Annotated in this window: 10 protein-coding genes; 3 read left to right on the forward strand and 7 right to left on the reverse strand. The window is 67.9% G+C overall.

Annotated elements, in window-relative coordinates:
- Positions 1–115: 115 nt before the first annotated feature.
- Positions 116–1,246 (forward strand): efflux RND transporter periplasmic adaptor subunit, encoded by a 1,131-nt coding sequence (locus J3A72_RS06360; protein ID WP_032958176.1) that lies wholly within the window; start codon positions 116–118, stop codon positions 1,244–1,246.
- A gap of 4 nt (positions 1,247–1,250) precedes the next feature.
- Positions 1,251–4,412, forward strand: a complete 3,162-nt coding sequence (locus J3A72_RS06365; protein WP_075077189.1) for an efflux RND transporter permease subunit — start codon at positions 1,251–1,253, stop codon at positions 4,410–4,412.
- 318 nt (positions 4,413–4,730) lie between these two features.
- Here J3A72_RS06365 and J3A72_RS06370 read toward each other — a convergent pair whose 3' ends face one another.
- The gene (locus J3A72_RS06370; RefSeq protein ID WP_075077190.1) at positions 4,731–5,636 is read right to left on the reverse strand and encodes a LysR family transcriptional regulator; all 906 of its coding nucleotides are present in this window, start codon (positions 5,634–5,636) and stop codon (positions 4,731–4,733) included.
- Between the two features lie 117 nt (positions 5,637–5,753).
- Here J3A72_RS06370 and J3A72_RS06375 point away from each other — a divergent pair, with 117 nt between their 5' ends.
- Positions 5,754–6,527: an SDR family oxidoreductase gene (locus tag J3A72_RS06375; protein ID WP_209571983.1), complete on the forward strand. Its 774-nt coding sequence runs from the start codon at positions 5,754–5,756 to the stop codon at positions 6,525–6,527.
- 141 nt (positions 6,528–6,668) lie between these two features.
- On the opposite strand, the gene leuB is transcribed toward J3A72_RS06375, so the two are convergent.
- From leuB to J3A72_RS06405, 6 genes are read right to left on the reverse strand one after another with little or no spacing between them, the layout of a single operon-like run.
- Complete coding sequence (gene leuB, locus J3A72_RS06380; RefSeq protein ID WP_046432428.1) at positions 6,669–7,730, reverse strand: 3-isopropylmalate dehydrogenase; 1,062 nt, start codon at positions 7,728–7,730, stop codon at positions 6,669–6,671.
- Positions 7,720–8,298 (reverse strand): 3-isopropylmalate dehydratase small subunit, encoded by a 579-nt coding sequence (gene leuD / locus J3A72_RS06385; RefSeq protein ID WP_075077192.1) that lies wholly within the window; start codon positions 8,296–8,298, stop codon positions 7,720–7,722. Before leuD ends, leuB begins: the two co-directional genes overlap by 11 nt.
- Positions 8,298–9,716 carry a 3-isopropylmalate dehydratase large subunit gene (gene leuC / locus J3A72_RS06390; protein WP_032958185.1) on the reverse strand — a complete coding sequence of 473 codons (1,419 nt, stop codon included), beginning with the start codon at positions 9,714–9,716 and terminating at the stop codon, positions 8,298–8,300. Before leuC ends, leuD begins: the two co-directional genes overlap by 1 nt.
- Positions 9,717–9,776: 60 nt before the next feature.
- The gene (locus J3A72_RS06395; protein WP_075077193.1) at positions 9,777–10,556 is read right to left on the reverse strand and encodes a class I SAM-dependent methyltransferase; all 780 of its coding nucleotides are present in this window, start codon (positions 10,554–10,556) and stop codon (positions 9,777–9,779) included.
- Positions 10,557–10,566: 10 nt separating this feature from the next.
- Positions 10,567–12,153 carry a 2-isopropylmalate synthase gene (locus J3A72_RS06400; RefSeq protein ID WP_046432422.1) on the reverse strand — a complete coding sequence of 529 codons (1,587 nt, stop codon included), beginning with the start codon at positions 12,151–12,153 and terminating at the stop codon, positions 10,567–10,569.
- Positions 12,150–13,241, reverse strand: a complete 1,092-nt coding sequence (locus tag J3A72_RS06405) for a threonine dehydratase (protein ID WP_049420878.1) — start codon at positions 13,239–13,241, stop codon at positions 12,150–12,152. Before J3A72_RS06405 ends, J3A72_RS06400 begins: the two co-directional genes overlap by 4 nt.
- Positions 13,242–13,297 lie beyond the last annotated feature (56 nt).

Genomic DNA, 13,297 nt, shown 5'->3' on the forward strand with positions numbered 1-13,297 from the left:
ACAATACTAGACCAAGCGGTTCGATATTTATACTATACCGGCCGGTTTATTAAATTGGGCCGGCAGTCGCGGCTCCCCCCTTAGTTGCAACCCTGCGTTATCAGGACGTTGACCGATGAAGATCGTGCGCTGGATGGGCGGTATGGTGTGGATGGCTGCGCTGGCAGCCTGTTCGGGACAGGAACAGGCGCCCCAGGCGGCCGTTCCGGTGCTGGTGGTTCACCCTGGCGAGCAGGCCGGGCAGGCGCCGGCGGCGTTCCCGGGCACGGTGCGTGCGCGGCAGGAAAGTCCACTGTCGTTCCGCGTTGGCGGCAACTTGGTCAAGCGCCACGTCGATGCCGGGCAACGGGTGAAGAAGGGCGACGTGCTGGCCGAGCTGGACGTGGCCGACTTCGCGCTGCAGGCCCGCGCCTCGCAGGCGCAGCTTGCTGCGGCCGAAGCCGATCTGGTGCGTGCCCGTGATGACCTCAAGCGCTACCAGGTGCTGGCCGACCAGCAGCTGGTCAGCCGCTCGCAGCTGGACCAGCAGTCCGCCGCCTTCAAGGCCGCGCAGGGCCAGGCCAACGCCGCCCGCGCCAACCTCGATGTGCTGCGCAACCAGGCCGACTACGCACAGCTGCGCGCGCCGTCCGATGGCGTGATCGCCAGCCGTGAGGCCGAAGCCGGGCAGGTGGTGTCGGCCGGCCAGACCATCTTCAACCTGGCCGCCGATGGCGGGCGCGAAGTGCTGATCGACCTGCCCGAGGCCACCATCCGCGACTATGCGGTGGGCCAGCCGGTCGAGGTGGAGCTGTGGAACCGTCCTGGCCAGCGCCTGCCAGGCACGATCCGCGAGATCGCCGCTGCCGCCGATCCACAGGCACGCACCTATGCAACCCGGGTCAGCCTGCCCGCCGATGCGCTGGCCGATGTCGAACTGGGCCAGAGCGCGCGCGTCTACAGCAGCGCCGGCCGCCACGGCACCCTGCAGCTGCCGCTCGGTGCGCTGCAGCGCGGTGCCAACGGTGCCGCCAGCGTGTGGGTGGTCGATCCGGCCAACAGCACGCTGAAGGCCGCGTCGGTCACCACCGGTGCCTATGGCAGCGAATCGGTGCCGGTGCTGTCCGGCGTGAATGCGGGTGACTGGGTGGTCGCTGCCGGCGGACACCTGTTGCGTGCCGGCCAGCCGGTGATCGCCGTGGACCGCCAGAACCGCCCGGTGCTGAAGCCGGCCACGCCGGCCGCTGCCGCCAAGGCCAAGGAGTAAGCCGGTGCGCCGCTTCAATCTTTCCGAGTGGGCGTTGTCCAACCGCCCGCTGGTGCTGTTCGCGATGCTTGCCTTCGCGCTGATCGGCGCATGGTCGTACAAGCATCTGGGCCAGTCCGAGGATCCGCCATTCACCTTCAAGGCGATGGTGGTGCGCACGCTTTGGCCGGGCGCCACCGCCGAACAGGTCTCGCGGCAGGTGACCGAGCCGATCGAGAAGGCGCTGATGAACACCGGCGAGTACGAGTTCATCCGCTCCTATTCGCGCCCCGGCGAATCGCAGGTCATCTTCATGGCGCGCGACAGCCTGCGTTCCAAGCAGATCCCGGACCTGTGGTACCAGGTTCGCAAGCGCGTGGGCGACATCCGTGCGACGCTGCCGCGCGAGATTGTCGGCCCGTTCTTCAACGATGAGTTCGGCGACACCTACGGGAACATCTATGCGTTGACCGGCAAGGGCTTCGACTACGCGGTGATGCGCGACTACGCCGACCGCATCCAGCTGGAACTGCAGCGCGTACCCGATGTCGGCAAGATCGACCTGGTCGGCCTGCAGGACGAGAAGGTGTGGATCGAACTGTCCAACACCCGGCTGGCAACGCTGGGTGTGTCGATGCAGCAGGTGCAGCAGGCGCTGGCCGACCAGAATGCGATCACCGGCACCAGCTTCTTCGAGACCGCCACCGATCGCGTGCAGCTGCGCGTGACGGGCCAGTTCAACGACATCGACGCCATCCGCCAGTTCCCGATCCGTGCTGGCGACCGCACCGTGCACCTGGGCGACATCGCCGAGGTCAAGCGTGGCTTCGCCGATCCGGCGTCGCCGAAGATGCGCTTCATGGGCGAAGAGGCGATCGGCCTGGCGGTGGCGATGAAGGATGGCGGTGACATCCTCAAGCTGGGCGCCAACCTCGACGCCGAGTTCGAGCGGCTGCAGAAGACCCTGCCGGCCGGCATGCAGCTGCGCAAGGTGTCCGACCAGCCGCAGTCGGTGGAGGAGTCGGTTGGCGAGTTCGTGCAGGTGCTGACCGAAGCGGTGGTGATCGTGCTGCTGGTCAGTTTCTTCTCGCTGGGCCTGCGCACCGGCCTGGTGGTGGGCGTGACCATTCCGCTGGTGCTGGCGATGACCTTCTTCGTCATGCATTACTTCGACATCGGCCTGCACAAGATTTCGCTGGGCGCACTGGTGCTGGCGCTGGGCCTGCTGGTGGACGATGCGATCATCGCGGTGGAGATGATGGCCACCAAGATGGAGCAGGGCTTCGATCGCCTGCGCGCGGCCAGCTTCGCCTGGGAATCGACCGCGTTCCCGATGCTGACCGGCACATTGATCACGGCAGCTGGCTTCCTGCCGATCGCCACGGCGGCATCGAGCACCGGCGAATACACCCGTTCGCTGTTCCAGGTGGTGACCATTGCACTGGTGGTGTCGTGGATCGCAGCGGTGCTGTTCATCCCGTACCTGGGCGACAAGATGCTGCCGGACCTGTTCAATCCGCAGCCGCCGAAGCCCGGCAGCCTGTCCGCGCGTTGGCTGGCCAAGCGCCAGCAGTGGGCCGACCGCTATCCGGCGCTGGCCAACCTGATCGCACCGCCGCAGCATGGGCACGACCACGATCCCTACCAGCGCCCGTTCTACCGCAGCTTCCGGCGCTTCCTCGACGCCTGCCTGCGCCGCCGCTGGTGGGTGATCGCCGCGACCGTCGCCCTGTTCGTGTTCTCACTGATGATGTTCCGCTTCGTGCCGCAGCAGTTCTTCCCGGACTCGACCCGGCCGGAACTGATGGTGGACATCGAGCTGGCCGAGGGGGCGTCGCTGCGCTCGACCCAGGCCCAGGCCGAGAAGCTGGAGAAGCTGCTGTCCAGCCGCGAGGGCATCGCCAACTATGTGTCCTATGTGGGTACCGGTTCGCCGCGCTTCTACCTGCCGCTGGACCAGCAGCTGCCGGCGACCAACTTCGCCCAGTTCGTGGTGCTGGCCAAGGACATCAAATCGCGCGAAAGCACTCGTGACTGGCTGCTGCACGAGGTGATTCCGAAGTTCCCGGACGTGCAGATGCGCGTGACCCGCCTGGAGAACGGCCCGCCGGTCGGTTATCCGGTGCAGATGCGCATCTCCGGCGAGCACATCGAGAAGGTGCAGGCGATCGCGCGCCAGGTCGAGGCCAAGGTGCGTGAGAACCCGCACGTGATGAACGTCAACCTGGACTGGAGCGAGCCGAGCAAGGTGGTGCGGCTGGTGATCGACCAGGAGCGTGCCCGCGCGCTGGGCGTGAGCAGCGCCCAGGTCAGCCAGTTCCTGGCCAGTTCGCTGGCCGGCCAGTCGGTGAGCGTGTATCGCGAAGGCAACCGCCAGATCGAGATGCTGCTGCGCGGGCCGGCCGATGAGCGCAACCAGCTGGAGCTGCTTTCCAGCCTGTCGATGCCGACCGCCAACGGCGGCAGCATCACGCTGTCGCAGGTGGCGACGATGGAGTACGGCTTCGAGGACGGCATCATCTGGCACCGCAACCGGTTGCCGACCGTGACCGTGCGCGCCGACATCAGCGATGGCATGCAGGCGCTGGACGTGGTGCACCAGATCGTGCCCACGCTGGATGGCATCCGTGCCGAGCTGCCCAGCGGCTACCTGCTGGAGACCGGCGGCACCGTGGAGGACTCGGCGCGCGGCCAGAACTCGATCAAGGCCGGCATGCCGCTGTTCCTGGTGGTGGTGGCGACGCTGCTGATGCTGCAGCTGCGCAGCTTCTCGCGTGCGGCGATGGTGCTGGTGACCGCGCCGCTGGGCATCATCGGTGCGACCCTGTTCCTGCTGCTGTTCCGTGCGCCGTTCGGCTTCGTCGCGCTGCTGGGCACGATCGCGCTGGCGGGCATGATCATGCGCAACTCGGTGATCCTGATCGACCAGATCCAGCAGGACATCGATGCCGGGCATGATCGCTGGCATTCGATCATCGATGCCACGGTGCGCCGCTTCCGCCCGATCGTGCTGACCGCGCTGGCGGCCGTGCTGGCAATGATTCCGCTGTCGCGCAGCGCGTTCTATGGCTCGATGGCGATCTCGATCATGGGTGGTCTGATCGTGGGTACGGTGCTGACGCTGGTGTTCCTGCCGGCGTTGTACGCGGCGTGGTTCCGGGTGAAGCCGGACGAATCCGGGGCGTAATGCCCCGGGTTCTGCGGCTGCACCCATCCACGCATGGCGTGGATGGATCTGCTCGCGGAATCTGCCTTCTGTAGAGCCGAGCCATGCTCGGCTGCGCTTTGCGCGATGATGGGATGAGTCGAGCATGGCTCGACTCTACAGAAACATCCCCGTAGGGCGTGGATCTACCGCAGCGGGTCGTTGCCCTGGTAGGTGCCAACCTTGGTTGGCACTGACGCATGCATCCACGCATGGCGTGGATCTACTGCAGCGGGTCTTTGCCCTGGTAGGTGCCAACCTTGGTTGGCACTGGAGCATGCACCCACGCATGACGTGGATCTACTGCAGCTGCAGGCCGGCCCGCAGCGCTGGCAGCAGCCACTCGACGAACACCTGCACGCGCAGTGCACGGTGTTGCCGATGCGGTTGCAACAGGGTCACCGGCAGCGGCTGCGCCGCGTACTGCGGCATCACCTCCACCAATGCGCCTGACTGCAGCTCGGCCTGCACGTCGTAGCGCGGAATCTGCAACAGCCCCAATCCCGCCACGCAGCACGCGATCGAGGCCTCGGCGCTGTTCACGCGTACCCAGCCGGGCATCGGCAGCGTGCGCAGCTGGCCGCCATCCTGCCATTCCCACGGTTCCACCCGTGCCGTGGTCGGCGACGCATAGTTCACCGCGCGGTGCTGCGGCAGGTCGGCAGGATGCTGCGGAACACCGTGCTCGCGCAGGTAGGCCGGCGCGGCCACGTTGACGAAGTCGAGCTGGCCCAGCGTGCGCGCCACCAGGCTGGAATCGCCCAGCTGGCCGACCCGCAGCACCGCATCGCAGCCGTCTTCGATCAGGTTCACCGCGCGGTCGGTCATGCCCAGGTCCAGTTCCACCTGCGGGTAGCGCGCGAAGAAATCCGGCAACGCCGGGGCGATGATGCGACGGCCGATGCGGCTGGGTACGTCGATCTTCAGCAAACCGGCCGGTTGCGCGTCGTCCTGCCGGAACAGCGACTCGGCGTCTTCAACCTCCGCGATCAGGCGCAGGCAGCGGGCATGGAACACGTCGCCGTCATGGGTGGTGGATACCCGTCGGGTCGAGCGCTGCAGCAGGCGGGTGCCAAGCCGCTGTTCCAGCTCGGCAATCGCCGCCGAGACGGTCGAGCGGGGCAGGCCGAGCTGGTCGGCGGCACGGGTGAAGCTGGCGCATTCCACGACCCGGGTGAAGATGCGGAAGCGATCGATCCGGTCCATTGTTCGCTGGTCCTGGAAAGTTAAGTCAATGTGGCGGGCTTTATCCGCATTTTCTGCACGATATCGTCGTCAGGGCAGGGTTGCCACCCCGGGCAGCCCCCTCCTGAGACCGAAGCCATGACCGACCATTCCCTCAAGGGCAAGACTGTGCTGATTGCCGGTGGTGCCAAGAACCTGGGCGGCCTGATCGCCCGCGACTTCGCCCGCCAGGGTGCCAGCGCCGTCGTCATCCACTACAACAGTGCCGCCACCCAGGCCGATGCAGAAGCAACCGTTGCCGCCGTGCAGGCGGCCGGCAGCAAGGCGGTGGCCCTGCAGGGCGACCTGACGTCGGCGGCAGCGATGGAGCGCTTGTTCGCCGATGCCGTGGCCGCAGTCGGCCGTCCCGACATCGCCATCAATACGGTCGGCAAGGTGCTGAAGAAGCCGCTGCTGGAGATCAGCGAAGCGGAGTATGACGAGATGAGCGCGGTCAACGCCAAGGCCGCATTCTTCTTCCTCAAGGAGGCCGGCCGCCAGGTCAACGACGGCGGTCGCATCTGCACCCTGGTCACCTCACTGCTGGGTGCGTTCACGCCGTTCTATTCCAGCTATGCCGCCACCAAGGCGCCGGTCGAGCATTTCACCCGCGCGGCGTCAAAGGAGTTCGGTGAGCGCGGCATCTCGGTGACTGCGATCGGGCCGGGCCCGATGGACACGCCGTTCTTCTACCCGGCCGAGAGTGCCGATGCACAGGCGTACCACAAGACCGCGGCCGCGCTCTCGGCGTTCACCCGTACCGGCCTGACCGACATCGCCGACATCGTGCCGTGGATCCGCTTCCTGGTCACCGATGGCTGGTGGATGACCGGGCAGACCATCCTGGTCAATGGTGGGTACACCACCAAATAATGCAGCCGCGCATGGCGTGGATCTGCTGCGCGAAATTCGAATGATCCACGCATGGCGTGGATCTACAGTAGAGCCACCCCATGGGTGGCTGCGCACAATGACCAAAGGCAGAGGCGCCACGCATGGAGTGGCGCCATCGGATCAGTTGAGTTTGGCCAGCACCGCATCCGTGGCGGCGGGGGTACTCACGGCCTGGCCCTTGGCGGCCAGGTCGGCAGTGAACACCCCATCATCCAGCACCGCGTGCACCGCCGCTTCCACTGCTGCGGCTTCGTCTTCCAGCCCCAGCGAATGGCGCAGCAGCATCGCCGCGCTGAAGATCGTCGCGTAGGGATTGGCGATGCCCTTGCCGGCGATGTCCGGGGCCGAACCGTGGATCGGTTCGTAGATGCCGACCGCACCCGGTTCACCCAGCGAGGCCGAGGGCAGCAGGCCGAGTGAGCCGGCCAGCATCGAGGCTTCGTCGGTGAGGATGTCGCCGAACATGTTCTCGGTGACGATCACGTCGTACTCGCGCGGCTTGGCCAGCAGGTGCATGGCCATCGAATCGACCAGTTGGTGCTCCAGCGCCACCTCCGGGAACTCCTCGCGGCCGATGCGCGCGGCCACGTCGCGCCACAGGCGCGAGGTTTCCAACACGTTGGCCTTGTCCACCGAGGTGACCTTGCCACGCCGCTGCCGGGCCAGGCGGAAGGCACTGCGCAGCACGCGCTCGATCTCGGCCACGGTGTAGCGGCACAGGTCGCTGGCACTGTCGGCATCGCGGGTCTTGTCGCCGAAGTAGATGCCGCCGGTCAGTTCGCGCACCACCACGAAGTCCACACCCTGCAGCAGCTCGGCCTTGATCGGCGAGGCGTGCAGCGCGGCCTCATGGGTGCGCACCGGGCGCAGGTTGGCGTACAGGCCCAGCGCCTTGCGGATCGCCAGCAGGCCCTGTTCCGGACGCACCTTGGCGTTCGGGTCGGACCACTTCGGGCCACCGACTGCGCCCAGCAGCACCGCGCTGGCGGCCTGGCAGGCGGCCAGGGTCGACGCCGGCAGCGGTTCGCCGTGGCGGTCGATGGCGATGCCACCGATGTCGTGCTCGCTGAAGGTGAAGCTGTGGTTGAAGCGTTCGGCGACGGCCTTCAGGACGGCGACTGCCGCGGCGGCCACCTCCGGGCCGATGCCATCACCGGGCAGGACAACAATTTCAGCGTGCATGCTCACTCTCGTAACGTTCGATTTCAGGGACACGGCCCAACAGATACCCCAACTGGTCGACACCTTCCAGCAGGCAGGTCTGCGAGAAGCCGTCCAGCGGGAAGGAATAGACGCGGCCGTCCGGCGTGCGCAGTTCGCGCGCGGCCACGTCGATGGTCAGCTCATCATCCGGGCGCTGCATCAGCGCCTGCACGTCGGCCTCGTCCAGCACGATCGGCAGCAGGCCGTTCTTCAGCGAGTTGCCGCGGAAGATGTCGGCGATCTCGCTGCTGACGATGGCGCGCAGGCCCAGGTCGGTCAGCGCCCACGGTGCATGTTCGCGCGACGAGCCGCAGCCGAAGTTGCGACCCGCCAGCAGGATGCTGCGGCCGGCGTTGTGCGGCTGGTTGAAGGCGAAGTCGGCCACCGGTGAACCGTCGGCCTGCCAGCGCCAGTCATTGAAGGCGGTGCGGCCCAGGCCGGCGCGTTCGGTGGTGGACAGGAACCGCGCCGGGATGATCTGGTCGGTGTCGATGTTGGTCTGGCGCAGCACCACGCTGGCCGAGGTCAAGGTACGGAAACCGGCCATCACGCCACCTCCTGTGCGAACAGCTCGCGGGTGTCGGCGACATGCCCGTTCACCGCGGCCCACGCCGCGCTCATCGGTGAGGCCAGCAGGGTGCGCGAACCGGGACCCTGGCGGCCTTCGAAATTACGGTTGCTGGTACTCACGGCCAGTTGCCCGGGCGCGACCAGATCACCATTCATGGCGATGCACATCGAGCAGCCCGGCTCGCGCCATTCGGCACCGGCCGCGCGCACGATCTCATGGATGCCTTCGGCCTCGGCCTCTCGCTTGACGATCTCCGAGCCCGGCACCACCAGCATGCGCACCCGGTCGGCGACGCGACGACCGCGCAGTACCTGCGCCACCTCACGCATGTCACTCAGGCGGCCGTTGGTGCAGGAACCGACGAACACCACGTCCACCGGTGTTCCGGCCAGCGCCTTGCCGGCCTGGAAATGCATGTAGTCCAGGCCCTTCTGTGCGGCGGCATCGTTGGCGGCCGGGATCGGCGCATCCACCGCGATGGCGGTACCCGGGTGGGTGCCCCAGGTCAGGGTCGGGCGGATATCGGCGGCGTCGATGTGCACTTCGCTGTCGAAGCGCGCGCCGTCATCACTGCGCAGCTGCTGCCAGCGCGCCACCGCAGCCTCGAAATCGGCGCCCTTTGGGCCGCGCGGGGTGTTGGCGACGAAGTCGAAGGTGACCTGGTCCGGCGCCACCATACCGGCACGCGCACCCGCTTCGATCGACATGTTGCACAGGGTCATGCGCTGTTCCATGTCCATCGCTTCGATGGTGCTGCCGCGGAACTCGATCACGTGGCCGGTGCCGCCATTGACGCCGATCACGCCGATGATGTGCAGGACCACGTCCTTGGCGCCGACACCCGGCGCCAGCGGCCCATCGACGGTGATCGCCAGCGTCTTCGCCTTGCGCTGCAGCAGGCATTGCGTGGCCAGCACGTGGCCGACCTCGCTGGTGCCGATGCCGAACGCCAGCGAACCGAAGGCACCGTGGGTGGAGGTGTGGCTGTCGCCGCAGACGATGGTCATGCCCGGCTGGGTGAAGCCCTGCTCGGGCGCGATCACGTGGACGATGCCGCGGTTGTCCGAGGCCATGTCGAACAGCTCGATGCCGTGCTCGGCGCAGTTGCGCGCCAGCGTGGCGACCTGTGCCTCGGAGGCGGCGCTGGCATAGGGCAGCGTGCCGTCCGCGGCGGCCGGCAGGGTCGGCGTGGAGTGGTCCATCGTCGCCTTGGTGCGGTCCGGCCGGCGCGGCGACAAGCCGCGTTCGCGCAGTTCGGTGAAGGCCTGCGGCGAGGTCACCTCGTGGATCAGGTGCAGGTCGATGTACAGCACGGCGGGCGCGCTGTCGGATTCGGGAACCACCACGTGGGCGTCCCACAGTTTGTCGTACAGGGTGCGGGGTGCGGAAGTCATGCGTATGCCTGGCAGAAGTACGAAATAGCGAACATCAGTAAGGAAAGCGGAACGGTCAAGTCAGCGACGGCGGGCGAGCACACGCAGGCGCACGTAGTCGGCCAGCGGCTGGCCAGATGCGTCACGCGGCAGCTCGGCCAGCAGTGCGGTGGCCGCCTCGCGCACGGTGGCGCGGGCCTCGGCCGCCAGGTCGTCCAGCAGCGGTGCGGCGAATACCCGCAGCCAGCCGGCCACGCCGGTCGGCAGTGCGGTCGGGCGCGGCGTGCACTCGATCAGTTGCACCTGGAAGCCATGCTGGCGCAGGCGATCGGCGTAGGCATCGGCCGTCGGGAAGTACCACCGGAAGGTGCTGGCGCCATGCCCGTGGGCCACGCGCGCGGCCTGCACGGCCGCGACGATCGTGGCCACGTTGCCGTGGCCGCCGAACTCCGCGACGAAGCGGCCACCGGGGCGCAGGGCGCGGCGCACGCCTTCCAGCACGCGGTCCGGAGTCGTCATCCAATGCAGTGCCGCATTGCTGAACACCGCATCGAACTCGCTGTCGAACGACAGTGCGTGGCCGTCCATCAGCTGGGCGTCGACGCCGCGCGCACGGGCGGCGATCACCAGTTCCGGCGAGGCATCCACGCCGTGGATGCGCGCACCGCTCAGGGCCAGTTCGGTGCTGAGTACGCCATCGCCACAGCCCAGGTCGAGGATGCGCTCACCGGCGCGCGGGTCGAGCAGGCGCGATACCGCACCGCCGAGCAGCGGCACGAAGCCGGCATCGATCGCATAGTCCTGGGCGTTCCACTGCTGGCCAGCGGCGCTGGCCGGGGTGGGGGTGTCGAAGGCGCTCATGGTGGGATCCTCAGGCGGTGGCGGAAGCGGGAACGTCGGTGCTGCTGTGGACGGCGGCCTGACGCTGGCGCAGCAGGCGGTTGGCCACATCCAGCCAGGCCAGCGCGGAGGCTTCGATGATGTCCTTGCTGGTGCCGGTGCCGTCGTACTCCACGCCGTCATGGCGCACACTCAGGTTGGCTTCGCCACGCGCATCGGCACCGATGCCGACGCTGTGCACGTGATAGCTGTCCAGCATCAGCTGCACGCCGGTGGCGGCCGACAGCGCGCCGAACAGCGCATCGACCGGGCCGTCGCCCTGCGCGGTCTCGGCCACGCGGTTGCCATCCGGGTCGGACAGTTCGACCAGCGCGTTGGCGCGGCTGCCGACGTCGCTGATGGTCATCGAGGCCAGGCGGTAGCCCTGCGCGCTGGAGCCGCCCTGCATCAACGTCTGCAGGTCGGCATCGGTGACCACGCGCTGCTGTTCGCACAGGCCCTTGAACTGCTCGAACACCAGCTTCAGTTCGTCTTCGTCCAGCCAGAAGCCCAACGCACGCAGGCGCGCTTCGACGGCGGCGCGGCCACTGTGGCGGCCCAGCACCATCTGCGAATCTTCCCAGCCCACGTCTTCCGGACGCATGATTTCGTAGGTGCCGCGATGGCGCAGCATGCCGTGCTGGTGGATGCCCGATTCATGGGCGAACGCGTTGGCACCGACGATGGCCTTGTTGCGCTGTACCGGCATGCCGACCAGACGCTGCAGCAGCTGCGAAGTGCCGACGATGCGTGGGGTGTTGATCGAACTGTCCTGTTCGTAGAAGGCCTGGCGGACCTTCAGCACCATCGCGATCTCTTCCAGCGAACAGTTGCCGGCGCGCTCGCCGATGCCGTTGATGGTGCACTCGACCTGGCGTGCACCGCCTTCGATGGCGGCCAGCGAGTTGGCCACCGCCAGGCCCAGGTCGTTGTGGCAGTGCGCGCTGAAGATCACGTTGGCCGCGTTCGGCACGTCGGCGACGCCGGCGATGACCTGCTGGAACATCGCGCGGATTTCTTCCGGCGTGGTGAAGCCGACGGTGTCGGGCAGGTTGATGGTGGTGGCGCCGGCGGCAATGGCCACGCGCGAAACCTCGATCAGGTAGTCCAGCTCGGTGCGGGTGGCATCCTCGGCCGAGAACTCGACGTCGTCGATGTAGGAACGGGCCAACGAGACGTGCTTGCGTACCGACTCCAGCACCTGCTCGCGGGTCATCCGCAGCTTGTGCTCGCGGTGCAGCGGGCTGGTCGACAGGAACACGTGCAGGCGCGGGTTGGCTGCCGCTTCCAGTGCACGTGCGGAGGTCTCGATATCGGCCTGCAGGCAGCGCGACAGCACCGCCAGGCTCAGGCTCGGGCGGCGCAGTTCGCGGCCGATCAGCGCCATCGCCTCGCGGTCGGATTGCGAGCTGGCCGGGAAGCCGGTCTCGATGATGTCCACGCCCAGTTCGTCCAGCGCACGCGCCATCACCAGCTTCTGCGGCGGGCTCATGCTGCAGCCGGGGGACTGCTCGCCGTCACGCAGGGTGGTGTCGAAGATGCGGATGCGCGGGGTGGTAATTCGTTCGATGGTGGTCACAGGGAAATCTCCTCGACAGCGGGTGCGACGGCTTGCAGGGGGGAAGGGGAAGAGGCGGGGGAGGCGAGGGCGCTGGCCTTGGTCGGCGAGCGCGGGGTTTCGCTGCGCCGTCGCCGCGGTTTGCGTGGCGGGCGCGGACGGATGTCGGTGAGCAGGCCGGCCAGGACACCGGCATCGATGTTGCCGCCGGACACCACCGCACACTTGCGGCGGCCGGCGACGCGGCGGCCGGCCGCCAGCGCCAACGCGCCCGCGCCCTCGGCGATGATGTGTTCCTCCAGCGCAAGCCGGACCAGCGTTTCGCGCAGTTCGGCCTCGCGCACGATCACCACATCGTCCAGCAGCGAGGTGCACAGGCGGCGGGTCAGGAAGCCGGGAATCTTCACCCGCACGCCGTCGGCCAGAGAGGCAACCGGGGCGATCTCGCGCACGTCGCCGCGGATCGCACGTGCCATCGAATCGACGCCTTCCACCTGCGCGCCAATCACGCGCACGCCCTGCGATTTCAGCGCCAGTGCAACGCCGGAGGCCAGTCCACCGCCGCCGATCGGCACGATCACCACGTCCGGCGCGTGTGCGGCCAGCTCGATGCCGACCGTGCCCTGGCCCGCGATCACATCGGCGTCGTCGAACGCGGACAGGAAGCGGTAGCCGTGTCGCTGTGCCAGTTCGACCGCGAAGGCGTAGGCCTCGTCGTAGCTGGTGCCGTGCTGGCGAACGGTCGCGCCCCAGTGGGCGACGCCGGCGATCTTGGTGGCCGGTGCGCCATGCGGCATCACGGTGATGGCCGGCACGTCCAGGCGGTAGGCCGCCCACGCCACGCCCTGGGCATGGTTGCCGGCCGAGGCGCAGATCACCGGCCGGGTATCGCCGCGCTCGCGGCCGGCCAGCAGCGCGTTCAACGCGCCGCGTACCTTGTAGGACCCGGTGCGCTGCAGGTTCTCCAGCTTCAGCCAGGTGCCGAAGCGCTCGGCATGGTGCAGCGGGGTAGGCGGCAGGAAGCGCCGCAGCCGGGCCTGCGCCGCCAGTACGTCGGCGACGCTTACGTCGCCGACATCGCTTTCCTGGCTGGCATCAGCGGCCGGCATGGGCCACCAGCGCGGTGCGGGCGACCGCCGCATGCGGGCACGGGCGGCGAAGAAGA

The organism is Stenotrophomonas sp. PvP093, from assembly GCF_017876915.1.
In the GTDB taxonomy this organism is placed as follows: Bacteria; Pseudomonadota; Gammaproteobacteria; order Xanthomonadales; family Xanthomonadaceae; genus Stenotrophomonas; species Stenotrophomonas muris.